Source organism: Janthinobacterium sp. DSP2-3-3 (assembly GCF_049897325.1).
In the GTDB taxonomy this organism is placed as follows: Bacteria; Pseudomonadota; Gammaproteobacteria; order Burkholderiales; family Burkholderiaceae_D; genus Janthinobacterium.
Genome location: NZ_JAFCWA010000003.1, coordinates 430,617 through 453,674, shown reverse-complemented (window position 1 = coordinate 453,674; position 23,058 = coordinate 430,617). Strand labels below are relative to the sequence as shown.

The following is a 23,058-nucleotide window of genomic DNA, read 5'->3' as shown; positions in this document are numbered from 1 at the left end:
TTATACCGGATTGGTGGTCGGCGCCAGGATTTGCCCTGCAACAGCGTAAAATAGCGTACATAGCAGGTAAGCCAAGCAAAACTTCCGCGTCCGGCCCAGCCCGGCGCTTCCACCACCGCCATAGGCTAACGATGACACTCTACCAATTGGGCGCCGATGCGCCACAGATTGACGCTTCCGCTTTTGTTGCCGACACGGCCAACGTGATCGGCAAGGTGACGCTGGAAGCGAATACGTCCGTATGGTTCGGCGCCACCATCCGCGGCGACAATGAACGCATCACCGTGGGTGCCAACAGCAATGTGCAGGAAGGCGCCGTGCTGCACACGGATCCGGGCTACCCGCTCGACATCGGCCAGAACGTGACCATCGGCCACCAGGCGATGTTGCATGGATGCACGATTGGCGATGGCGCCCTGATCGGCATCCAGGCCGTGATCCTGAATGGCGCGAAGATCGGCAAGGGCTGCCTGGTCGGCGCAGGCGCCCTGGTCACGGAAGGCAAGGAATTTCCCGACAATATGCTGATCATCGGCTCACCGGCGAAAGCCGTGCGGGCCCTGACGGTAGACGATATCACCAGGCTACAAGGCAACGCCGTGAACTATGTGCAACGCGGCCAGCTATTTAATACGCAACTCAAGAAGATTGGATAAGAGAATGACGACTGAAACCACGGGCGCTGTCAGCGCAGCCGCCACCACCCAGGATACCTTGCAAAAATTTATTTTTGACAACGCCGCCGTGCGCGGTCAGTTCATCGACGTCTCCGGCACCTGGCAGGAAGTAGTTGCGCGCCACGCCTACCCGACGGCCGTGAAAAAAGTGCTGGGTGAAATGGTCGCCGCCGCCGCTCTGCTGTCGGCCAACCTGAAATTCAACGGTTCCATCATCATGCAAATCCATGGTGACGGTCCCGTGCGCCTGATGGTGGTCGAGTGCGATTCGGACTTGCGCCTGCGCGCCACGGCCAAGCTGGACCCGGACGCCGCCATTCCCGAGGTCGCCACCGTGCCGCAATTGCTCAACGCCACGGGCAAGGGTCGCTTCATCATCACCCTGGACCCGGCCGACAAGGTGCCAGGCCAGCAACCGTACCAGGGCATCGTGCCGCTGGACGGCGACGACATGGCGACCGTGATCGAAAACTACATGTTGCGTTCGGAACAACTCGACACGCGCTTGTGGCTGGCCACGGACGACAGCGTCTCGCGCGGCCTGCTGCTGCAAAAGCTGCCGCACCACGGCGGCAAGGCCGAAGCGACGCCTATCTCCGAAGAAGACGCGCTGGACACATGGCACCGCGCCGTGATGCTGGCGTCGACCCTGAAAGAGGAAGAAATCCTCGCCACCGACATCGAAACCCTGATGCAACGCTTGTTCTGGGAAGAAACGATCCGCGTCTTCGACCCGCTGCACCCAAGCTTCCATTGCAGCTGCACGCGCGAAAAAGTGGGCAATATGCTCAAGATGCTGGGCGAGGAAGAAGTCAACGGCACGCTCGACGAAGTGGGACAAGTGGGCGTGAACTGCGATTTTTGCGGCCAGCACTACGAATTCGACAAGGTCGATTGCGCGCAGCTGTTCATCACGGATGCGCCGGCCGAAGTCTTGATTCCCCCCGCAGCGAGTATTAACTAAGCATTACAGTTTCGCCATCATTCCCGCGCCGCCCCTCAGGCGGCGCCATTGTTTCGACTGTCATCTTCCCGTCATCAGTTCGTCATCAGCCCGTCACGCGCCGCCGTTACGCTGCGCAGCTTGTATTACTTCCCACTTTCCACAGGCTGATGATGACCACCCACTTGACGCTGGCCCTGCGCCGCCATTCCTTCCACGTTTTGCTAGGCGCCTGCGCCGCAGGCATCTCCCTGCCGGCGCTGGCGCAAACGGCCGTGGCCGCCGCCGTGGCATCCGCCGCCACCGACATGGCCGCTGCCGCCCCGGCTGCCGCTGACGACAATGCCCCGATGACCACCGTGGAGATTTCCTCGCGCAAGACGCGTTCTTCGGTCGCCCTGAGCAAGAATGAAATCCAGAAAATCCTGCCCGGCACGAATCCCCTGAAAGCCCTGCAAACCTTGCCTGGCGTCAGCTTCCAAACGGCCGATCCGTGGGGCAACAACGAGCAAAACCTGTCGCTGTTCGTGCATGGTTTTTCCGGTCAACAACTGGGCTACACCATGGATGGCGTGCCGCTGGGCGACCAGCAGTACGGCAACTACAACGGTCTGTCGCCGCAGCGCGCCGTGATCAGCGAAAACGTGCGCAGCGTGGTGCTGTCGTCGGGCGCGGGCGATCTGGCGACAGCCTCGACCAGCAACCTGGGCGGCACCATCGAAACCTATTCCAGCGACCCGCTGGCCACGCAGGGCGCCAGCGTGCAGCAAACGGTGGGCAGCCACCGCACCTCGCGCACGTTTGCCCGCTACGACACGGGCGCCTTCGGCGACGGCAGCAGCGCCTACTTTTCCATCCTGCACCACGAAGCGCGCGCCTGGGATTTCGATGCGCGCCAGGGCGGCGACCAGTTCAATGCCAAGTACGTCAACCGCAGCGAGGCGGGCAAGCTGACCCTGTTTTTCAATTATTCGGACAAGATCGAGCCGAACGAAGACAGCACCGTGCACGTGAAGGGCGAGACGAGCGCACCGTACACGCGTCCCTTCCTGTATCCGGATTTCAAGGCGGCCCTGAATTACCTGTCGCCCACGGGCGCCACGCCTGCGGCGGACGGTAACAATTATCGCAATTACTACAGCGATGCGCAGCGCACCGATTACCTGGCGTACGCCAAGTTCGACGCCAACCTGTCCGAAGGCACGACGTGGTCGAACCAGGTGTATTACCACAAGGATGATGGCGCAGGCGTGGTGGCCGGCCCCATCGGCGTGGCCGGCTTGCCGGGCCTGTTCAGCGTGTACTACCCGAAACAGAACCTGAAACAGGTGTTCGGCAACTCGGGCTACGCCGTGCGCACCACGGAATACGACATCAAGCGGGGCGGCTTCATTTCCACGCTGCGCAAGGAAATTGGCGAGCATCAACTGGAAGCGGGCCTGTGGCTGGAACAGAACCGCTCGTCCGCCTACCGCCGCTGGTATGCGCTGGACGTCAACAAGCCCACTTCGCCGTACGACCGCCCCAGCAATCCTTTGATCACGCAATATGGCAGCGAGATCGACAACAAGGTGGTGCAGCTGCACTTGCAGGATGAATGGCGCATCCGTCCCGATATCGCCTTGCAGGCCGGCTTCAAATCCAGCCTGCAGTTTGCCGACGGCCAATTCCCCGTGCAACCGGCCAAGGGCGCCATTGCGGGCGGTTCGACGGCCTTGCCGGTCGGCACCATCAACACAAAGAAATGGTTCTTGCCGCAAGTGGGCGCGCGCTGGGACTTCACGCCGCAAGACCAGTTGTACTTCAATATCCAGAAAAACATGCGCCAGTTCGTCACCTACGGCGGCGGCGGGGCTTCGCCATGGAGCTTGTCGAGCCAGGCCGCGTTCGACCTGTTCAAGCGCGATGCCAAGCCGGAAACGGCCCTCACTTATGAAGTGGGCGTGCGCGGCAGTCACCCCTTGAATCTGGGCGCCATTACGGCCATCGATGGGCAAGTCAATGTCTACCACGTCGATTTCAGCAACCGTTTGCTGCAGATCAGCCCGACGCCCGTGATTTCCTCCATCATCGGTGGCAACCCCGTGCTGGCCAACGTGGGCAGCGTGCGTACGGACGGCATCGATATCGCCGGCACCGTTCACTTCGGCAATAATTTTTCGTTCTACAATGCCCTGTCATACAACCGCTCGCAGTACGCGGACAATTACAACAATGGCGCCGCGCTGGTACTGACGGCAGGCAAGAACGTGCCGGGCTCGCCGGAATGGCTGAACAAGTTCGTGGCTTCGGCCACCATTGGCGATATCGAAGTGCAACTGACGGGTGACTATGTGGGCAAGCGCTACGCGACGTACACCAATGATTTGTCCGTGCCCAGCTATTTCCTGATGGGCCTGGGCGTGTCGGGCAAGCTGCCGGCCATGGCCAGCTGGCTGAAAAACCCGCGCTGGCGCGTCAACATCAGCAACCTGGCCAACCGCGAAGGTTCGCTGAACGTGGTGGTGGGCGCGGCCGACAAGACGTATAACACCTTCCCCATCGCCCCGCGCCAGGGCTTCCTGACCTTGACAGCGGAGTTCTGATGCGCGCGCCGCATCTCGCCCCGGTGTTGCCGCAACGCCACTTTTCTCGCCGCAGCTTCGTCCAGGCGGCCGTGGGCGGCCTGGCCCTGGCCAGCGCGCCCGGCTTTGCCACCGGCCTGCTGGAAACAAAGCCAAGCCGTCCGCTGGTGTTCGCCCACCGGGGCGCCAGCGCCCTGCGCCCCGAGCACACCTTGGCCTCGTATGCCAAGGCTATCCTCGACGGCGCCGATTACGTGGAGCCAGACCTGGTCGCCACGCGCGACGGCATCCTCGTGGCGCGCCATGAAAGCAACCTGATCGACACCACCGACGTGGCGCGCCGGCCTGAATTTGCCAGCCGGCGCGGCAAGAAGCTGGTCGACGGCGAATGGCACGAGGGCTGGTTTGTCGACGACTTCACGCTGGCGGAATTGAAAACCCTGCGCGCCATCGAACGGCTGCCGAAAGTCCGCACCGGCAACACCTTGTACGATGGACAATTCCAGATCCCCACCTGGGAAGAAATCATCGATTTTGTTGCAGCGCAATCTGCCGCCAGCGGACGCATCATCGGCCTCGTGCCGGAGCTGAAAAGCTCGACGTACTTCCGCGATGCAGGCCTGGCGCTGGAAGACCGTTTCCTGTCGACCATGCTGGCGCACGAGTACACGCGCCGCGCGCCCATCGAGATCCAGTCCTTCGAAGTGGCGAATCTGAAGTACCTGCGCGAGAAGCTGGGACGGCGCGCCAACGTGCGCCTGATGCAACTGGTGGTGGGCGGCGATGTGCGCCCGATAGACGTGGCCAAGGCAGGCGGCAAGCTGACGTTCGGACAAATGACGACGCCGGCCGGCTTGCGCGACATCGCTGCCTACGCGGACGTGGTGGCGCCGCCCACGCGGGCCATCATCCCGCTGGGCGCCGACCAGCGCCTGGCCAAGCCCTCGTCCATCGTCGACGCTGCGCACCAGGCGGGCTTGCTGTTGCACACCTGGACTTTCCGCCCGGAAAACCGTTTCCTGGCGGCCGACTTCCGCGACGGGAATGGCGAAAATGCGCGCAACGAAGCCGGTTCCGTGGCGGAAATGCGGCGCTATATCGAAACGGGACTGGACGGCTTTTTCAGCGACGATCCGGGCCTGGGACGCATCGCCGCAGGATAAACATTTCGTAACAAATTCATTTTCAGGGCGTGGCCGGCGGCTACGCCCTTATTATTCATTTCTTGAATTACTGAAATTGGAATTTGAAATTAGACATATATCGCCAACTCCACTATTGTGCAATGCAACAACAGACCATTCATGGAGGGCATATGTCCACTTTTACCAACACCTACAGCAACGACAACGACAACTATTTCAGCAACCTGGGCCGCGCCACGCGCGCCTTCCTGGGCGCCCTGCTCGCTTCCAAGCCATACAGCGAACTGGCACAGAAGGAAATCATCGGCACCAGTACCAGCAGCACCGAAGAGCAACGCTATGTGCGTCCAAGCATGCGCGACATCGCCCTGCTGAACTCGGAAGCGGCACGTTATGAAAACCTGATGCCGAATCTGGCCAGCGAACTGCGCTTCCTGGCATCGCGCGGCTGATCAACCTTCAATTACTTACACACTTAGAGACTATATGATGATTCTCGAAACCACCCTGATCGCCCTGGCCGTTGCCGTCACCGCCATCCGTTTTTACCTGATCTCGACCGGCAAGGGCGAGCTCTAAGTAAAACGTCGTCGGCCGGTTCCGGCTCGCCGCGCGGACTGGTTTGCTGGTGGCTGGCCAGCGCCAGAGTTCCTTGCGCGTTTCGACAAAGTCGAACGACGACAGCGCTTGCTGCGCTGCCGGTCAATGGTCAATGGTCAATGATCAATGGCTCATGCCCGCACTTCTTCAAAACGGCGCTACACGTTGTTGCTACAGCCGCGCTGTGATTCTTCGTATTCCATTTCCCATTCCCGCTGATGGTGTGCACCGAGCCTGACACCGAGCGGCGCCAAGGTGCTGATTAAGTGGGTACTTAGCGCCCGGTTTCTTTCAAGTAAGCATTACGCGTAACGACGGCCGTATTGCTGAAGTCGCTAAAGGCGCCATCGAGGCCAGCGCGGAAAAAGCCCAGCAATTCAACTGCCGGGTCGCCTTTGTAGACGCCAGCTAGATATTTCGCCTCATTGCGGAAGGTATAACTGTGGACGAACAAGCCGGCTTTATGGGCGTCGGCGATCAGGCTCGTTGGCGTGGCCTTGTTGACGTCGGCGGCCGAACCGGTGTACGGCGTGCCATCGGCATTGCTGGCTTTGAACGGCGAAATCGTCAAGGCCATCACTTGCGGTTTCCAAGGACCGATACCGTCGGCATAGGTCTTGATTTCGGCCAGGCCCGCCGGCGTCAGCATTTCGCCGAAGAAGCGGCCGTCGCCAGCCAGCGTCCAGCTATACGGACGGCCAGAGACGAAATTATAGACATCGTTGGTGCGGTAAATCATTTCACCGGTTTTGTAATTGATGTCATTGCCATCGACCAGTTGTACCATTTTGGCCGTCAAACCGGCAGCGCGCATATATTTCAGGCTGGCGGGATCAAAACTCTGGACATAGATCGCCGCTGTTTTGCTGTTCAGATTATTGTCTTTGACGATCTTGACAATCGCATCTTCGAACGGATGGCTGCCGCTGCCGCAACCGTTGGCGATTGCCTGGGCATTATTCCATACAGGGTTTTTCGATTCCGGATAGACCGAAATCGTGCGACCGCTCGATGCGCTTTTGGCTTTGGCGATATCGATCACTTCTTGCATCGTCAGGATAGGATATTTGCCATTCAATTCGCTCGGACGCGATTCGCGCGCATCGTAGGTCGTGCCGGCAATCCATTGTTTCAGTTCGACAGCCGTAAAATCGCTGATCGACCAGTCGCCCGTATGGTCTTCGCCATCGACGATCAGCGATTTCAGCACCGATTTCGGATTGGCCGGATCGGTCAGATCGCTCAGGTATTGTGCCGGGCCGCCGTAGGTGGGCAAGGAATAGCTGACATTGACCAGACGGCCTGGCACCGTGCGTTTGCGTGCGGCGACCTGAGCATTCGTCAGTGCGACGCTGCTGATATTGGTGTTGTCGCTGAGCCAGGGATTGTGGCGCGCCATCAGCACGCAGTCTTTCGACATGTGCACATCGAGTTCCAGCGAATCGGCGCCGGCATCGGCCGCCGCCTCGTAGGCCGGGCGGGTTTTTTCGGGGTACAGGCCCGACAAGCCGCGATGGGCGATTACCAGCGGCGCCTTGCCGTCCAACGTCAACAGGGACTCGGTACTATCACCACCACAAGCGGACAAGGTCAGCGCCGACAGGCATAACAAGGTGTTTTTTTTGATGGTCATGTTAAGCGCAATTCCTGGTTGATTGTAATTATGGGATCGTGGACCGCGCATTGCTCCAGCGCGCCCGGAAACCATGCTACCTATTGTAAAAACCAGTTGTGACATAGCAGTGACCGCCAGATGACAGCCTGATGACAACAGGCCAACCTGCGCTTGCGGCATCGATTTCGTATATGCTGGAGCGGCTAAGACATGCGGAGGCGCATTGGCGGCCTGCGGCTCAAATTATCGCCGGCCGAGATCAATATCGGTAGCGTCGTGCGGGAAACGGAAAGCGACTTTTTTATGGCCGGGTGTTTCGACAGCTAACACCCAGCGCCAGCGCATGGAAAGTGCTGCTAGCCGGCACGTGATCGAACGCAGCCAGTGCCAGTAACAAGAAACCGCTGCGTATCCATAAAATGTGGCATGCGTCAGCCTGGCAATCGGTCCAGGCTGGCAAGCGGGAAGTCGTTAGTACTCAGTGTGGCGCAGCAGCGTCCACCGGCGTTTCCAGCAGTGGCGGGGTCTGGCCCTTGCGCACGATCTGCACGAAAATCTCATTCTGTTTGACCATGCCCAGCTCATAGCGGGCACGCTCCTCGACGGCGCCCGTACCATCTTTCAGGTCGCGCACTTCGGATTCGAGCTTGGCGTTGCGCGCCTTCAATTCCATGTTCTTCTTGTTGGCCACCGCCACTTGGGCTTCCATGTCGGCAACACGCAGCCAGCCGCCTTTACCCATCCAGAGGGGAAATTGGATCAACAGCAGCAGAGCTGCCAGGGCGAGCGTAATCAGGCGCATGGGGCATTCAGTTAAAAAACCGGCCGGATATCTCCGGCCGGCCAGTGGGTTTTACATCAGCTTACTTCAGATTATAGAACGCATCGCGGCCAGGGTAGCTGGCGATGTCGCCCAGATCTTCTTCGATGCGCAGCAGCTGGTTGTACTTGGCCATGCGGTCCGAACGCGACATCGAGCCGGTCTTGATCTGCAGGGCGTTCGTGGCAACGGCGATATCGGCGATGGTCGAGTCTTCCGTTTCACCCGAGCGGTGCGAAATGACGGCCGTGTAACCGGCGCGCTTGGCCATTTCGATGGCGGCGAAAGTTTCCGTCAGGGTGCCGATCTGGTTGATCTTAATCAGGATCGAATTGGCGATGCCTTTCGAGATGCCTTCTTTGAGGATCTTGGTGTTGGTGACATACAGATCGTCGCCGACCAGTTGCACTTTCTTGCCCAGTTCCGCCGTCAGGATCGCCCAGCCGTCCCAGTCGCTTTCATGCATCGCGTCTTCGATCGAGATGATCGGGTACTTGTCGCACCAGGTCGCCAGCAGGTTGGTGAACTCGGTAGCCGTCAAGCTCAGGCCTTCGCCTTCCATTTCGTACTTGCCGTTCTTGTAGAACTCGGACGCGGCGCAATCGAGACCGATGGCGATCTGCGTGCCTGGCTCGTAACCGGCTTCTTCGATGGCCTGGATGATCAGCTTGATGGCTTCTTCATGGTTGGCCAGCGATGGCGCGAAACCGCCTTCGTCGCCCACGTTGGTGTTCAGGCCCTTCTTGTGCAGGATCTTTTTCAGCGTGTGGAATACTTCCGCGCCGTAGCGGACGGCTTCCTTGAACGACGGGGCGCCCACGGGAATGATCATGAATTCCTGGATGTCCAGGTTGTTGTCGGCGTGTGCGCCGCCGTTGATGACGTTCATCATCGGCACTGGCATCTGCATGGCGCCCGAACCGCCGAAATAGCGGTACAGCGGCAAGCCCGCTTCTTCAGCGGCAGCCTTGGCGACCGCCATCGAGACGGCCAGGATGGCGTTGGCGCCCAGGCGCGATTTGTTTTCCGTGCCGTCCAGGTCGATCAGGGTACGGTCCAGGAACGCCTGCTCATTGGCGTCCAGGCCCATGATGGCTTCGGAGATTTCGGTATTGATGTTTTCGCATGCTTGCAACACGCCCTTGCCGAAGTAACGCTTGGCGTCGCCATCGCGCAATTCCACGGCTTCGCGCGAACCGGTCGAGGCACCCGACGGCACGGCCGCACGGCCCATCACGCCCGATTCCAGCAACACATCGCATTCGACGGTCGGATTGCCGCGCGAGTCCAGGATCTCGCGACCGATAATATCAACAATAGCACTCATGTCATTCTCCAAAGTTAAGCGTAACAGGGGCTGCACACTGCGTTCTGATGCGCAATTGCACAAAGGGGCAAAGAAACTCCCGGCGGTAACCATCGGGCCGGGAGCTGTCTTACGGGTAATACTGTCGCAATCGACCGCGTTATTGCGCGGCGGCGTTGGCTTCTTTGTGCGCCAGCGCTGCCTTGATGAACGAGGTAAACAAGGGATGGCCGGTGCGTGGCGTCGACTTGAACTCGGGATGGTATTGCACGCCCATATACCATGGGTGGGCATTTTCACCCGTGCGTGGCAATTCCATGATTTCGCACAAATCTTCGCTAGGCGTGCGGGCCGAGACGATCAGGCCAGCCGCTTCGACACGGGCCAGGTAGTGATTATTGGCTTCGTAGCGATGGCGGTGACGCTCGGTCACCACGCTGCCGTAGATCTCGGCGGCGAGGGTGCCCGGATTGACGGCGCAGGTTTGCGCGCCCAGGCGCATGGTACCGCCCAGGTCCGAGTTTTCATCGCGCAACTCGACTTTACCATCGTGGTTTTGCCACTCATTGATCAGTGCAACGACAGGTTGATCCGTATCAAGGTCGAACTCGGTCGAATTCGCGTTCGGCATGCCTGCCTTGTTGCGCGCGTATTCGATCAGGGCCACTTGCATGCCCAGGCAGATGCCCAGGTAAGGGATCTTGTGCTCACGGGCAAACTGGGCCGCCTTGATCTTGCCTTCCACGCCGCGCTTGCCGAAGCCGCCCGGTACCAGGATGGCATCGTACTTGGCCAGGTTGTCGCAACCTGTCGTTTCGATTTCTTCCGAATCGATGTACTCGATGTTGACGCGGCTTTCCGTGTGGATGCCGGCGTGGCGCAGCGCTTCGATCAGCGACTTGTACGACTCGGTCAGCTCGACATACTTGCCGACCATGCCGACGGTGATTTCCGCCTTCGGGTGTTCCATCGTGTAGATCAGCTTGCTCCAGATCGACAGGTCGGCCGGCGCAGGATCGAGGTCCAGCGCTTCGCAGATGATGGCGTCGAGGCCCTGGTCGTGCAGCATTTGCGGCACTTTGTAGATGGTGTCGACATCCCACACAGAAATGACGGCCTGCTCTTCGATGTTCGAGAACAGCGAGATTTTCGCGCGCTCGTCTTCTGGAATGGCACGGTCGGCACGGCACAGCAGCGCGTTCGGCATGATGCCGATTTCACGCAGTTTTTGCACCGAGTGCTGCGTCGGCTTGGTTTTCAGTTCACCGGCCGAGGCGATGTAAGGCACCAGGGTCAGGTGGATGAAAGCCGTGTTCTTGCGACCGGCGCGCAGGCTCAGCTGACGCGCCGCTTCCAGGAATGGCAACGATTCGATATCGCCGACAGTGCCGCCGATTTCGCACAGGGCCACGTCGTAGCCTTCGGCGCCGCGACGGATGTAGTCCTGGATTTCATTGGTGATATGCGGAATCACCTGCACGGTCTTGCCCAGATATTCGCCCCGGCGTTCCTTGCGGATCACCGACTCATAAATCTGGCCAGTGGTGAAGTTATTCACCTTTTTCATGCGGGTGGAGATGAAGCGCTCGTAGTGACCGAGGTCGAGGTCGGTTTCGGCCCCGTCATCGGTGACGAATACCTCACCGTGTTGCATAGGGCTCATCGTGCCAGGATCGACGTTGATATACGGGTCGAGCTTGAGCATGGTGACTTTAAGGCCGCGCGATTCGAGGATCGCGGCGAGGGAGGCGGCGGCAATCCCTTTTCCAAGGGAAGACACAACGCCACCAGTGACGAAGACAAATTTGGTCATTGCAGATGGTGCCGAACGGCACGTGCGGGAAATTGAAATTATACACTAAAGCCCGCCTTCGGCGCTCTCCACACGTGGAAATTTGCGCCAAATGATGACTATCGCCCCCGCTCCTGCGGCCTACACACAACAAAATTACTCAATGGCAATAATTGAAATATTTTCAATTCTTTAATTTGTGTGGGCGAGCGAACAGACCCTGCCGCGCCCTTGCGGCAGACTGGAATTTTTCAACGGAGGTCCATCATGAGCTACGAAGAACGCGACGCCTACGGCATGTATGTCAACCGCGGCCACAAAGGTCCCGGCCCCGAACTGATGGGTGCCGACACCCTGATCGGCGACCATGTGCACAACGCCAAGGATGAACACCTGGGCGAAATCAAGGAAATCATGATCGACATGCGCAGCGGCAAGATCGCCTACGCTGTGATGTCGCACGGTGGCGTCTTCACCATCGGCGAAAAGCTGTTCGCCGTGCCCTGGGAAGCGCTGGTGCTCGACACCGTCAACAAGCGCTTCACGCTGAACGTCGACAAGGAGCGCATCGAAAACGCCCCCGGCTTCGACACGGATAACTGGCCGAACATGGCCGATACCACGTGGGCCAATTCCATCCATAGTTACTACGGCACGACGCCGCGTTGATAACACCTGACAAAACTTACTGCGCGGTGCGCTTTGCGGCCGGCGATGCTCACTGTGCTATAGCACAGCTGCGCTTCTCGGCCACAAATCACATCCGCTCGCTACAGTTTTGTCAGGCGTCGCAGCTTTAGTAAAAAAACTAGAACCGGTACTCCAGTCCCGCCACATACGTCCTGCCCCGTGCCGTGCTCAGCGGCGTATTCTCTTGCGACTGCGACGGCATCGAGTTCAGGCGGTTCAGCGCTTCCGAAAAATCCTTGTTCATGGCGTTCTGCACCGACAGACGCAGGAACAGGTTTTTCGTCACCTGGTAGCTGGCGTACAAGTCCACCACGGCCGGGATCTTCGGATTGTCGGCCTTGACCACTTCGCCCGTCGCCTCGTCGGCCTCATTCTCCGGCGACAGGCGGCGGTTCGAACCTGTGTGCTTGAAGATGGCGCCCACTTCCAGCTTATTGTCCAGCAAGCGTGTGCCCACGTCGAGGTTGTAATACACGCTGGGGAGCTCGCTGATGTCGGCCGCGCCAAACCACGCGCTGGCGATCGAGGTGGGCTGGCGCGTCGTCTCACGCGTGTACGACAGGCGCGCATAAGCCGGCCCCAGCTGATATTGCGCTTCCAGTTCCCATCCCCGCGAGTACACGGGCGTGGCCGAGTTGATGTAGATATACATATTGGTCACGTACTCATCCACATTTTGCCAATCCTTGGCGATCACTTCCGCGATATTGCACTTGCGGCCGCTGTCGCACACGAGGAAGGACTGGCTGGTGATATAGCCGTCGATCTTGCTCTTGAAATACAGGGCCTTGAAGTGTAGCGCGTCGTTGGCGCTCAGCAAGCCATGCAGGCTGGAATTGAAGCCCAACTGGTAAGTCGTCGCCTTCTCCCCTTTCAGGAAGGGGTTCATGGAAGCGCCGCCATCGTTGGAGAAAAACACTTCCTGCGGATTCGGGCCGCGCATGGTGCGCTCGGCGCTGGCAAACGGCTGGAACCACGGCACGACCTGGGCCGACAGCATCAGCGAAGGATTCACGCCGTGTTCTTGTAGCGCAATGCGCGACGCGCCTTGCGGGAAGCACTGCACGCGCAAATCGCAGGCAGGTTTGTAGCCCGTCAGCTCGAAGCTCGTATAGTTGAGCCCGGCATTGACTTGATAGATGCCACGATTGTATTGCAGGCCGACATACACGCTGTCGATCTTTTGCCGTCCTTCCGGCCCGAAAGTATTGTTTTCAATCGATTGCTGGTACGCCTCGGGGTTGTCGGGATCGTCGACCAGGCTTTCCACATGTTTGCTGTATCTGTTACGCATCAGCTTGCCGCCCAATGTCACCAGCGCGTCGCCGCCGGCCAGCTTGAAGCTGCTGGTGTTATTGATATCGAAGGCATCGGCGCGGTTGGCCGCATTCGTGTTGATAAAATTAATCAGCGCCTCGGGCATGTATTTCTGGTTGCCACGGCTGCTGCTGGCAACCACATTGAGGTCGATCAATTCCGAAAACGGCGTGTAGTGATATTTTACGTAGTAATCGTCGCTCTGGATGTCACGGCGCGTAAAGCTGCTGCGGTAATCGCGCGCCGACAATTCCAACGCGTGGAAGTCGCTCAATTTGAGGTCCAGCTTGAGCAATTGCGACTTGGGCTTTTGCTGGTAATAGCGGTTATAGCCGAAACCGAATTCCTCGCTATTGATTCCCTTGGCATTCTTGTAGTTATTGCCGATCACGCTGGCACTGGTGGCGGCCATGAAACCCACGCTGCCGCCATCGAAGGCCGGGTTTTTCATGGCCACGGCCAGCATCGCGCTGCGCCCCACGCCATTGCTGCCGGACGACAGCTTGCTGCGCGCCCCCGTTTTCTGGCCAGAAAACACCACATCATCGACGCCGATGGTGCGGAAGTTGGCGCTGCCGGCCAGCGCATTGACGCCATCGCCGCCGATGACATTGCCGCGCGACACATCCACGCCGATGATGAAATTCGGGTCGATCAGGGCGCCGAACTGGCTGCTGGGAACGCCGCCATGCGAGACCGACGATGGCGCGCTGCCATAGTAATTCTGGCTCACGCCATCGACCATCATGTTGACGCGGCCCAGACCCGACAGGCCGCGGATATTCACGCTGACGGCGCCCTGCGCCGGATCGATCTGGGTAAACGTGCCCGGCATGCTGCGCACGATCTGGTCCACTGGCTGCAAGCGCGTGTCCGGCCCGCGCGCACTGACGGCGCCCGGCTTTTCCAGCGCCTGGCGTTCCGCAGGGACCGCCTCGCCCGACACATTCAGCGGCGAAAGCTCGACCTTGCCGCCGGTATTTTCTTGCGCCCACGCCTGTTGCGCGAACAACGCCATGCAGACGCCCACGGCTTGCGCCATTGTCTTGATATGCATACACCCTCGATTTGTTATGGATAGATTTTTTAATGAAAAGCAATCGGCATCCTCATGCCTTGTCTTGTCCTGCTTCCAGCTTGAACGAGACGGGCAAGGTGACGGTCACCGTGCCCTGGTGTAATACGTTGTCGGGCGGCGCCGGCAACGGTTGCGCGCGCTGCAGCACTTGCAGCGCTTCGCGGTCGAGCAGCACCGTGCCCGATGAAATGATCAATTCGCTGGCCAGCAGCTTGCCGTCGCGGTCCACCTGGAAACGCACCCAGGCGGCGCCGGCCCGCTTGCGCTGGCGCGCGTCACCCGGATAACGCTTGAAATGGGCCAGGTGGCTGAGCACCTGGCTTTGCCAGCTGGCCGGCGCCGCGCTGGCGGGCGGCGTATCGCTGTTGAACGGCGCAGCCTGCGGACCGCGCACGGGGCTTGGCGCCGGCGTGGCGCTGCTGCTGGCTTGCGCGGGTAATGACGCTTCCTTGGTGGCGTCCTTGCCCGGGTCCGTCACCGGACTGGCCGCCGCCTTCGCGTCTTTTTCCGCCGCGACGATCTCCGGCGCGGCGGCGCGCGCCAGCACCGGCACCGCCTCTTGCCGGGTCGTGCTCTTCGGTGGCCGAGCGGCGCTGGAGGCGGCCGACTGGCGCGCCCCTGCCGCTGCGGCCTGTCGTCTCTCCGGCGACGTCGCTTGCGCGGCAAACACCACCATCACGCTGGCGGCCGGATTGGCGGGCGCCACGGCAATGGGCTGCCAGCCGGCCCACAGCAGCAGCGCCAGTGTCATGGCGACCACCAGCGACGTGGCGATGCCCCAACTCAATAGCGGACGCAGCGCCAGCATGGTCGGCCCTTTCACCCGCCCTCCCGGCCGACCAGGCCCACTTTCAAGTAACCGGCCTGGCGCAAGGCATCCATCACGCCCAGCACGTCTTCATACGCGGCTTGCTTGTCGGCCTGGAAAAACAGCGTGCGCTGGCGGTCGCCGCCCGTCGCGGCATCGAGCAAACGGCCCAGCTGCTCGCGCGCCACGGGCGACTCGCCCAGGTACAGGCTGTGATCGGCTTTCAGGGAAACGAACAATGGTTGCTCGGGACGCGGCTCGGGCTTGGCCGTGGCGGCCGGCAAGTCGATTTTCAAGTCGACGGTCGCCAGCGGCGAGACCACCATGAAAATGATCAGCAGCACCAGCATCACGTCGATGAAGGGCGTGACATTGATCTCGCTCAATTCCGGCATATCGGCCGTGTCGTCGTCCGGGGAAGGAAACAGAGAAGCCATGGCTCAGGCCTGCTTGCGCGTGTCGAGGTCGCGGCTCAGCATCAGCAGCACTTGCGCGGAAGCGGCGCGCAGCTGCGCCTTGTACTGGTTGATGCCACGGCTGAGCACGTTATAGATGACGACGGCGGGAATCGCCGCCACCAGGCCCAGGGCCGTCGCCAGCAAGGCTTCCGCGATGCCGGGCGCGACGGTGGCCAAATTCGTGCTCTGGCTGACGGCGATGCCGATGAAGCTGTTCATGATGCCCCACACGGTGCCGAACAGGCCGACGAAGGGCGCCACGGCGCCGATGCTGGCGAGCAGGCCGATGCCTTGCGTCATCGCGCGCACCTGCTGCGCGATTAACTGTTCCTGGCGAAAGCCGGCCCGTTCTTTCAACGCCGCCGCCGGCGCATTCGCGTGCGACAAGCTCAGTTCCTGCTGCACCTCATCGAGCAAGCGTTGCGCCAGAAAAGACGCCCCGCTCTTTACTGCCGCGTCCGGCAAGGACGTGGCCGTCTTCAGCACGGCGACGGCTTGCGCCGCCGCGCGCCGGGCTTGCAGCAAACTGGCGCCCTTCACCAGCAGGACCACCCAGGTGGCCAGCGCGGCGATCAATAAACCGATGAGGACGCTTTTCACCACCTGGTCAGCAGCGAAAAACATGCCCAGCGGCGACATGTCGTGCGGCAGCGCGGACGCTTGCGCCGTGGCATGAAAGAGGGAAAGAGCGATGCCGCAGGTGGCGGCCTTGATACACAACAAAGAGAGTCGCATGGAAGCTTCAACAGGTAACAGACATGGCTGCGCCAACGGCGCGCACGCGCATGCAAAAAAAATCGGACGGACTGCCTGGCTGCTATGGAGGAGCTTGCTGGGGGAGAGTGCCGGGCAGAGCGCCCGGCGGAGGTGAAACGACTTACTTGGCGCTGGCGATGGCGAGTGCCGTAACCGGCGTGAACCACACAAAGTCCGCCTGCGGCGCCAGCACCGTGGCGCCGCGCTGCGCCAGCACCAGCACCAGCGGCGCCGGGCCGCCCGTCAAGTCCTGCACGTGCAGCGGCACGCCCAGGTCCTTGTGCGCATGGTAGGCGCCGGCGATCAGCACGGCCGGCGCGGGCGCAGCCAGCAGGCGTTCGGCCATGCGGCGGTCACGCTGCTGCTGCACCGACAGCATGGCGGCCAGGCGTGGCGCGTCGATCTGGTTGTCATGCATGACACGGATGATGTCTTTCAGTTTGTCATGCACCTTGCCATCGTTGGCCAGGTTGGAATGAGTGCCCTGCACGGCCGGCTTGTCGACAAACAATTGCTTGATTTCGCTGCGGTCCAGGTTGGCCGACCAGACGGGGTATGGCGCGCGCATCACGGTCATGACGAGGTCGCCATATTGCTCCCACTTCCAGCTGGGCTGCCAAGCCAGCAGCTCGGCCACGTGTTCGGGGCGCACGACGGGGTCCGTCTGCAGCCACGGCTTGACCTTGTCCACCTTGGCTTGCTGGTCCGGATTCAGCATTTCCAGCAGTACGCTGCCTTGCGGACGCTGGCCCTGCAATTGCTGCAGCAACCACTGCTCGATCTGGTGATGGCTGAGCTGGTCATGCTGCTCGCCGATGATCACGCGCGGGGCGGCGGCCAGCTGGGCCAGCAATTGCTCGGCGCTCAGGCGCTTGCCGCTGCGCAGGTCGACGATCTCGCCCAGCTGGCGCACGTCTGGCGTAGAAACGGTCGTGGCGGTCGTGGCGGCAGCCGTGCCAGTGGCCGGTGCGACGCTGCTGCAGGCGCTCAGCGCCAGCACGCAGGCGGGCAGGACGGCAGCGAGGGACAGGGGGAATTTCATGGGTATGGCCTTTCGGGTAAAGCGCGCATCGCAAATAGGTACAGGCGGGCATTTTAATAGAAATGATTCTCATTTACAACTCATACACGACACACCATGCAGATTTTTTTTACAACTGGCAAAAAATCAATATGGTGCTTCGATGAAATCCCCGGGCGCGGAGTAGAATAAAAAAAACGGAGGACTCGCGTGAATCAAACTGAGCAGTTGGCGGTACTGAAAAAACCGCTGCCCGCATCCCTTGCTGCCGTACTTTCCCTGATCTTTGCCGACCGCTTTTCCATGACGCAAGCCATGCGCGAACACCATGGCCGCGACGAGTCGAGCTATCCCCCCATGCTACCGGACGCCGTCATCTTCGCCCATTCCACCGAAGAAGTAGCGGCCGCCGTCAAGCTGTGCAGCGCGCACGACGTGCCCATCATCGCCTATGGCAGTGGCACCTCGCTCGAAGGCCACGTGCTGGCCCTGCATGGTGGCATCACGATTGATCTGTCGCAAATGAACGCCATGCTCGCCGTGCACAATGAAGACTTGACGGCCACCGTGCAGGCGGGCGTAACGCGCAAGCAACTCAATGAAGAAATCCGCGACACGGGCCTGTTCTTCCCCATCGACCCTGGCGCCAACGCGTCCCTTGGCGGCATGGCCGCCACGCGCGCCTCGGGCACGAATGCCGTGCGCTACGGCACCATGCGTGAAAACGTGCTGGCCCTGACGGTGGTAACGGCCGATGGCCGCATCATCAAGACGGGCACGCGGGCGAAGAAATCCTCGGCCGGCTACGATCTGACGCGCTTGTTTGTCGGCAGCGAGGGGACCTTAGGCATCATCACGGAAGTGACGGTCAAACTGTACCCGCTGCCCGAAGCAATCTCGGCAGCCGTCTGTTCGTTCCCTGGCACGGGCGAAGCCGTCAACGCCGTGATCCAAACCATCCAGATGGGCGTGCCTGTGGCGCGAGTCGAGTTTCTCGATGAAAACGGTGTAAAAGCTATCAATGCCTATGACAAGATGGCGCTGCCGCAAAAACCTTTGTTGCTATTTGAATTCCACGGTACGCCGGCCGGCGTGGCTGAGCAGGCGCAGTTGGTGCAAGCCATCACGGCGGAACACGGCGCCAGCGATTTCGCGTGGGCCAGCCGACCCGAAGACCGTTCGCGTCTGTGGGCCGCGCGCCACAACGCGTATTTCGCCCTGCTGCAGATGCGCCCCGGCAGCCGCGCCATTTCCACCGATTGCTGCGTGCCCATTTCGCGCCTGGCCGAATGCATTTTGGCCACCAAGGCCGATTGCGAGGCGCAGGGCCTGGTCTACGCCATCATCGGCCACGTGGGCGACGGCAATTTCCACGTGCAGATGCTGGTCGACCCGAATGATCCGGCCGACATCGCCCGTGCGGAAAAGGTCAACAGCGACATGGTCACGCGTGCCATCGGCATGGACGGCACCTGTACGGGCGAGCACGGCGTAGGCATGCACAAGATGGCTTTCCTGGTGGAAGAACATGGTGTCGGCGCCATCGACACCATGCGCGCCTTGAAACATGCGCTGGACCCAAAGAACATCATGAATCCGGGAAAGATTGTCAGATGGTAGGTCTGTCCCTTCTGGATCGGCATTTTCCCCACTGGGGAAAATGCCCCCTGAGGGTACGCTCCCAGTCCTTGCCGTTGGGCTAATTTTTACAACTCCATGCGCATCGGCACGAAGGCGATGCCATCCATTTCCACCTTCGGCCCCGTGGCGACAAAGCCCAGGCGTTCGTACAAGGGCAAGGCATACAGGGAGGCGTTCACCGTAAAGCCCGTCGTATTGCCGGCGGCGATGGACGCGTCGCGCGCGGCCTGCCACAGGCGGCGCGCCATGCCGCGTCGATGCAAGGCGCGCGGCACGAACATGTGGAACAGATGCGTGTTGTCGCGCATGGCCACCACGCCGGCCAGTTCGCCGTCGAGATGCGCCAGCTGATACGCGTAGCGCGACTGCGACAGATAGCCTTCGATGGCTGGCTGGCGGCAATGTTCGATGAACTTTTCCGCCCCCGCACCATCGGGATGCAAGGTCAAAAAGGGCATCAGATCGTCGATCAGGGCGACGATGGCGGGCGCGTCGGCGACCAGGGCGGGACGCAGTGTCGGTTCGGGCAAGGTTGTCATTTTCAAATAATGCCATGCCCTCCTCCCCGCCGGCAACTCTCAACAGAAATCGCGGCTGCTGATCCTCAAGCGTCCCAGCAAATGCGACATGTCGACCAGGCGCTTGGCCACCAGGTTGCATACCTGCCCTTCGCGCTGCCACACGCCATACACGCCCAGCAGCGGCGCGCTCAGCACTTCGCGCCGCTGGCTTTCCACCAGGTCGGGCCAGACGATGACGTTGACCGTGCCCGTCTCGTCTTCGAGTGTCATGAAGATCACGCCCTTGGCCGTGCCCGGGCGCTGGCGCACGGTGACGATGCCGCACGCGCGCGCCAGCTGGCCATTCGTGTAGCTGGCAAGCGTCGCGGCGGGCAGGAAACGCTGCTCCAGCAATGACTTGCGCAACAGCGCCAGCGGGTGGCGGCCCAGGGTCAGGCCCTGCGCGCGGTAGTCGCTGACGATGTTCTCGCCTTCCGTTGGCGCGGCTAGCACGGGCAAGTCTTCCTCTGGTGTGGTGGCGCGCAACAAGTCCTTGTCGGGCACGGCGCCGGCCGCCTGCCATAGCGCCTCGCGCCGGTGGCCGGCCAGCGCGTGCAGCGCATTGCCGGCAGCCAACACCTGCAAGTCATGACGGTACAGGCCGCCACGCCGCGCCAGGTCGGCCACGTCGACAAAGGCGGCGATGGCGCGCGCATCCTCGATGCGCAGGGCGGCCTCGGCACGCATGCCGAACAGGCTGTTCAAGCCCAGGCGCACGGCGGGAGCGGCTTCCTGTGCTTCCTGTGCTTCCTGTGCTTCCTGTTCTTCCTGTTCTTCCAACTTCGCCTCCCAGCCGCTGACGGCCACGTCGACGGGCAGCACTTGCACACCGTGCCGGCGAGCATCCTGCACCAGTTGCGAGGGACTGTAAAAGCCCATGGGCTGGCTGTTGAGCAAGGCGCACAGGAAGGCGGCCGGTTCATGGCATTTCAGCCAGGAACTGGCGTAGGTCAGCAAGGCGAAGCTGGCCGCGTGCGACTCGGGAAAGCCGTATTCGCCAAAGCCTTCGATCTGACTGAAGATGGATTCCGCAAACTCCCGGCTATACTCATTTTTGACCATCGTTTCGACGATGCGTTCCTTGTAATTGTTCATGCCGCCCTTGCGTTTCCAGGCCGCCATGGCGCGCCGCAACTGGTCCGCTTCGCCGGGCGTGAAATCGGCCGCGATGATGGCCACCTGCATCACCTGCTCCTGGAAAATCGGGATGCCCAGGGTGCGTCCCAGCGCCTTTTCCAAGCCCTTCGGATATTCGACGGGTTCTTTCTGCTGGCGCCGCTGCAAATACGGATGCACCATGCCACCCTGGATGGGGCCGGGGCGCACCAGCGCCACTTCGATGACGAGGTCGTAGAATTGGCGGGGACGCAGACGCGGCAACATGCTCATCTGCGCGCGCGACTCGATCTGGAACACACCGATGGTGTCCGCCTGGCACATCATGTCGTAGGTGGCGGGGTCTTCGGCGGGAATATCGTGCAGGCGAAATTGCTCGCCGCGTCGCGCACTCACCAGTTCCAGGGCGCGGCGCAAGGCCGACAGCATGCCCAGCGCCAACACATCGACCTTCATCAAACCCAGTTCCTCCAAGTCGTTCTTGTCCCACTCGATGACGCTGCGCTCGGCCATGCTGGCGTTTTCAATCGGCACCAGGCGCGACAACTTGCCTTGCGCAATCACAAAGCCGCCCGGATGCTGCGACAAATGGCGGGGAAAGCCCAGCAACTGCTGCGCCAGGCCGGCCCATTGCTGCGACAATGCCGCCTCCGGATCGAGCCCGCATTCGGCCAGGCGCTCCAGCAAATCGTGCTTGCCGTCGAACCAGCGATGCGCCTTGGCCACCTTTTCCACGATGGCCAGGTCGATCCCCAGCGCCCTACCGCTGTCGCGCAAGGCGCTTTTCGGCCGGTAGCTGATCACCACGGCGGCCAGCGCGGCCCGCTCGCGGCCATATTTTCCGTAGATATATTGAATCACCTCTTCGCGCCGCTGGTGCTCGAAATCGACGTCGATATCGGGCGGCTCGTTGCGCTCGCGCGACATGAAGCGCCCGACCAGCGAATTGCCGCGCGCCGGGTCCACTGCTGTAATTTGCAGGCAATAGCAGACGGCCGAATTGGCGGCCGATCCCCTGCCCTGGCACAGGATGTTTTGTGAGCGGGCAAAACGCACGATGTCATACACGGTCAGGAAATACGCTTCGTAAGAAAGCTCCGCAATCAGTGCCAGCTCCTGCTCGATCTGCTGCTGCACGTTTGCTGGAATGCCCAGCGGAAAGCGGATGCGCGCCCCCGCATAGGTTTCCTCGCGCAGATAGGTCGCCGGCGTGTGGCCGTGCGGCACTAGCTCGTCGGGATAGTCATAGTGCAAGCTGTCGAGGGAAAATTCGCACATCTTGGCGATGCGCACGGTTTCCGCCAGCGCTTGCGGCGGATACACATTGGCCAGGCGCAAGCGCGCGCGCAGATGCTGCTCCGCGTTTTGCGCCAGCGCATACCCGCACTCATCCACGGGCTTGCCCACGCGGATCGCGCACAGGGTGTCGAGCAAAGGCTTGCGCGAACGCACGTGCATGCACACATGGCCGACGGCCACCACGGGCAAGCCCAGCGCCTGCGCGGCGTCCTGCACGGCGCTGCGGTGCGCGTCATCCTGCGCCCGCTGCAGCAGGTTCAGGCCGATCCAGCTGCACTCGCTGCCAAAGGTGGACGCCATCCACGCGCCCTGCGCGCGCAGCGTCTCAGGCCGGGCCGGATAGCTGGGCAGCAAGATCATCAGACAACCGGGCAAACCCCGCAAATGGGCAAACTCGGACGACGGCGCGGCGAAATCGTCTGGCGTCAGCAAATAACGCCCCTTGGCCGCCCGCGTGCGCGCCATGGTGATCAGTTCCGACAGATTGCCATAGCCATCGGAATCCCGCACCAGCGCCAGCAGGGACAGGGCCGGGCTGCCGTCGGCCTGCGTCAAATGAAAATGCGCGCCGATGATCAAGGGAAAACCGGCTCGCTTGGCCACCGCATGGGCGCGCACGACGCCGGCCAGCGAACACTCGTCGGTGATCGCCAGCGCGTGATAACCGAGCTGGACAGAGCGCGCCACCAGCTCTTCCGCATGTGAGGCCCCATGCAGGAAGCTGAAATTACTCAGACAGTACAACTCAGCATACTCGGGTAAGACTGCGCCCCACATGATCTACCTCAATACTGTATATAAACACAGTATATTATACTTATCTGGAATCGGGCTTATCGTTTATGCTGGTGT

General features: G+C 61.0%; 18 protein-coding genes. 7 read left to right on the top strand and 11 right to left on the bottom strand.

Annotation, left to right across the window (positions count from 1 at the left end):
- The first annotated feature begins 131 nt into the window (after positions 1-131).
- The 5 genes from ACP7DE_RS08795 to ACP7DE_RS08775 all read left to right on the top strand — a co-directional run bounded on the left by ACP7DE_RS08795 (position 132) and on the right by ACP7DE_RS08775 (position 5,781).
- Positions 132-656 carry a gamma carbonic anhydrase family protein gene (locus ACP7DE_RS08795; RefSeq protein ID WP_426071729.1) on the top strand — a complete coding sequence of 175 codons (525 nt, stop codon included), beginning with the start codon at positions 132-134 and terminating at the stop codon, positions 654-656.
- Between the two features lie 4 nt (positions 657-660).
- On the top strand, positions 661-1,641 hold the full coding sequence (gene hslO, locus ACP7DE_RS08790; RefSeq protein ID WP_426071728.1) for an Hsp33 family molecular chaperone HslO: 981 nt from the start codon (positions 661-663) through the stop codon (positions 1,639-1,641).
- 149 nt (positions 1,642-1,790) lie between these two features.
- Positions 1,791-4,205, top strand: a complete 2,415-nt coding sequence (locus tag ACP7DE_RS08785; protein WP_426071727.1) for a TonB-dependent receptor — start codon at positions 1,791-1,793, stop codon at positions 4,203-4,205.
- Complete coding sequence (locus tag ACP7DE_RS08780) at positions 4,205-5,347, top strand: glycerophosphodiester phosphodiesterase (RefSeq protein ID WP_426071726.1); 1,143 nt, start codon at positions 4,205-4,207, stop codon at positions 5,345-5,347. Before ACP7DE_RS08785 ends, ACP7DE_RS08780 begins: the two co-directional genes overlap by 1 nt.
- A gap of 152 nt (positions 5,348-5,499) precedes the next feature.
- The gene (locus ACP7DE_RS08775) at positions 5,500-5,781 is read left to right on the top strand and encodes a hypothetical protein (protein ID WP_426071725.1); all 282 of its coding nucleotides are present in this window, start codon (positions 5,500-5,502) and stop codon (positions 5,779-5,781) included.
- 422 nt (positions 5,782-6,203) lie between these two features.
- Here the strand turns inward: ACP7DE_RS08775 and ACP7DE_RS08770 are convergent, their stop codons facing one another.
- The 4 genes from ACP7DE_RS08770 to ACP7DE_RS08755 all read right to left on the bottom strand — a co-directional run bounded on the left by ACP7DE_RS08770 (position 6,204) and on the right by ACP7DE_RS08755 (position 11,483).
- Positions 6,204-7,562: a glycerophosphodiester phosphodiesterase family protein gene (locus tag ACP7DE_RS08770; RefSeq protein WP_426071724.1), complete on the bottom strand. Its 1,359-nt coding sequence runs from the start codon at positions 7,560-7,562 to the stop codon at positions 6,204-6,206.
- A 460-nt stretch (positions 7,563-8,022) separates the two neighbouring features.
- On the bottom strand, positions 8,023-8,346 hold the full coding sequence (gene ftsB, locus ACP7DE_RS08765) for a cell division protein FtsB (RefSeq protein WP_426071723.1): 324 nt from the start codon (positions 8,344-8,346) through the stop codon (positions 8,023-8,025).
- A gap of 61 nt (positions 8,347-8,407) precedes the next feature.
- Positions 8,408-9,691 carry a phosphopyruvate hydratase gene (gene eno / locus ACP7DE_RS08760; RefSeq protein ID WP_426071722.1) on the bottom strand — a complete coding sequence of 428 codons (1,284 nt, stop codon included), beginning with the start codon at positions 9,689-9,691 and terminating at the stop codon, positions 8,408-8,410.
- Positions 9,692-9,830: 139 nt separating this feature from the next.
- Positions 9,831-11,483 carry a CTP synthase gene (locus ACP7DE_RS08755; RefSeq protein WP_426071721.1) on the bottom strand — a complete coding sequence of 551 codons (1,653 nt, stop codon included), beginning with the start codon at positions 11,481-11,483 and terminating at the stop codon, positions 9,831-9,833.
- Positions 11,484-11,729: 246 nt separating this feature from the next.
- Here ACP7DE_RS08755 and ACP7DE_RS08750 point away from each other — a divergent pair, with 246 nt between their 5' ends.
- Positions 11,730-12,131 (top strand): PRC-barrel domain-containing protein, encoded by a 402-nt coding sequence (locus tag ACP7DE_RS08750; RefSeq protein ID WP_426071720.1) that lies wholly within the window; start codon positions 11,730-11,732, stop codon positions 12,129-12,131.
- 139 nt (positions 12,132-12,270) lie between these two features.
- Here the strand turns inward: ACP7DE_RS08750 and ACP7DE_RS08745 are convergent, their stop codons facing one another.
- The 5 genes from ACP7DE_RS08745 to ACP7DE_RS08725 form a co-directional block, all read right to left on the bottom strand.
- Complete coding sequence (locus ACP7DE_RS08745) at positions 12,271-14,526, bottom strand: TonB-dependent receptor domain-containing protein (protein WP_426071719.1); 2,256 nt, start codon at positions 14,524-14,526, stop codon at positions 12,271-12,273.
- Positions 14,527-14,578: 52 nt separating this feature from the next.
- Positions 14,579-15,370, bottom strand: a complete 792-nt coding sequence (locus ACP7DE_RS08740) for a TonB family protein (RefSeq protein WP_426071718.1) — start codon at positions 15,368-15,370, stop codon at positions 14,579-14,581.
- Positions 15,367-15,792, bottom strand: coding sequence for a TonB system transport protein ExbD (gene exbD, locus ACP7DE_RS08735; RefSeq protein WP_426071717.1), 426 nt, complete (start codon positions 15,790-15,792; stop codon positions 15,367-15,369). Before exbD ends, ACP7DE_RS08740 begins: the two co-directional genes overlap by 4 nt.
- A gap of 3 nt (positions 15,793-15,795) precedes the next feature.
- On the bottom strand, positions 15,796-16,548 hold the full coding sequence (exbB, locus tag ACP7DE_RS08730; protein WP_426071716.1) for a tonB-system energizer ExbB: 753 nt from the start codon (positions 16,546-16,548) through the stop codon (positions 15,796-15,798).
- A 142-nt stretch (positions 16,549-16,690) separates the two neighbouring features.
- Positions 16,691-17,611 (bottom strand): ChaN family lipoprotein, encoded by a 921-nt coding sequence (locus ACP7DE_RS08725; protein WP_426071715.1) that lies wholly within the window; start codon positions 17,609-17,611, stop codon positions 16,691-16,693.
- 189 nt (positions 17,612-17,800) lie between these two features.
- Here ACP7DE_RS08725 and ACP7DE_RS08720 point away from each other — a divergent pair, with 189 nt between their 5' ends.
- Complete coding sequence (locus ACP7DE_RS08720; RefSeq protein ID WP_426071714.1) at positions 17,801-19,210, top strand: FAD-binding oxidoreductase; 1,410 nt, start codon at positions 17,801-17,803, stop codon at positions 19,208-19,210.
- Positions 19,211-19,296: 86 nt separating this feature from the next.
- Here the strand turns inward: ACP7DE_RS08720 and ACP7DE_RS08715 are convergent, their stop codons facing one another.
- Both ACP7DE_RS08715 and ACP7DE_RS08710 read right to left on the bottom strand, forming a co-directional pair.
- Entirely contained in the window at positions 19,297-19,770 is a 474-nt protein-coding gene (locus ACP7DE_RS08715; RefSeq protein ID WP_426071779.1) for a GNAT family N-acetyltransferase, read from the bottom strand.
- A 39-nt stretch (positions 19,771-19,809) separates the two neighbouring features.
- Positions 19,810-22,983 carry an error-prone DNA polymerase gene (locus ACP7DE_RS08710; protein ID WP_426071713.1) on the bottom strand — a complete coding sequence of 1,058 codons (3,174 nt, stop codon included), beginning with the start codon at positions 22,981-22,983 and terminating at the stop codon, positions 19,810-19,812.
- Positions 22,984-23,058: the final 75 nt, after the last annotated feature.

Excerpts from the sequence above, each read along its gene's own strand:
- ACP7DE_RS08795 (WP_426071729.1), top strand. The coding sequence starts at position 132 with ATGACACTCTACCAATTGGGCGCCGATGCGCCACAGATTGACGCTTCC.
- hslO (WP_426071728.1), top strand. The coding sequence starts at position 661 with ATGACGACTGAAACCACGGGCGCTGTCAGCGCAGCCGCCACCACCCAG.
- ACP7DE_RS08785 (WP_426071727.1), top strand. The coding sequence starts at position 1,791 with ATGATGACCACCCACTTGACGCTGGCCCTGCGCCGCCATTCCTTCCAC.
- ACP7DE_RS08780 (WP_426071726.1), top strand. The coding sequence starts at position 4,205 with ATGCGCGCGCCGCATCTCGCCCCGGTGTTGCCGCAACGCCACTTTTCT.
- ACP7DE_RS08775 (WP_426071725.1), top strand. The coding sequence starts at position 5,500 with ATGTCCACTTTTACCAACACCTACAGCAACGACAACGACAACTATTTC.
- ACP7DE_RS08770 (WP_426071724.1), bottom strand. The coding sequence starts at position 7,562 with ATGACCATCAAAAAAAACACCTTGTTATGCCTGTCGGCGCTGACCTTG.
- ftsB (WP_426071723.1), bottom strand. The coding sequence starts at position 8,346 with ATGCGCCTGATTACGCTCGCCCTGGCAGCTCTGCTGCTGTTGATCCAA.
- eno (WP_426071722.1), bottom strand. The coding sequence starts at position 9,691 with ATGAGTGCTATTGTTGATATTATCGGTCGCGAGATCCTGGACTCGCGC.
- ACP7DE_RS08755 (WP_426071721.1), bottom strand. The coding sequence starts at position 11,483 with ATGACCAAATTTGTCTTCGTCACTGGTGGCGTTGTGTCTTCCCTTGGA.
- ACP7DE_RS08750 (WP_426071720.1), top strand. The coding sequence starts at position 11,730 with ATGAGCTACGAAGAACGCGACGCCTACGGCATGTATGTCAACCGCGGC.
- ACP7DE_RS08745 (WP_426071719.1), bottom strand. The coding sequence starts at position 14,526 with ATGCATATCAAGACAATGGCGCAAGCCGTGGGCGTCTGCATGGCGTTG.
- exbD (WP_426071717.1), bottom strand. The coding sequence starts at position 15,792 with ATGGCTTCTCTGTTTCCTTCCCCGGACGACGACACGGCCGATATGCCG.
- exbB (WP_426071716.1), bottom strand. The coding sequence starts at position 16,548 with ATGCGACTCTCTTTGTTGTGTATCAAGGCCGCCACCTGCGGCATCGCT.
- ACP7DE_RS08725 (WP_426071715.1), bottom strand. The coding sequence starts at position 17,611 with ATGAAATTCCCCCTGTCCCTCGCTGCCGTCCTGCCCGCCTGCGTGCTG.
- ACP7DE_RS08715 (WP_426071779.1), bottom strand. The coding sequence starts at position 19,770 with ATGACAACCTTGCCCGAACCGACACTGCGTCCCGCCCTGGTCGCCGAC.
- ACP7DE_RS08710 (WP_426071713.1), bottom strand. The coding sequence starts at position 22,983 with ATGTGGGGCGCAGTCTTACCCGAGTATGCTGAGTTGTACTGTCTGAGT.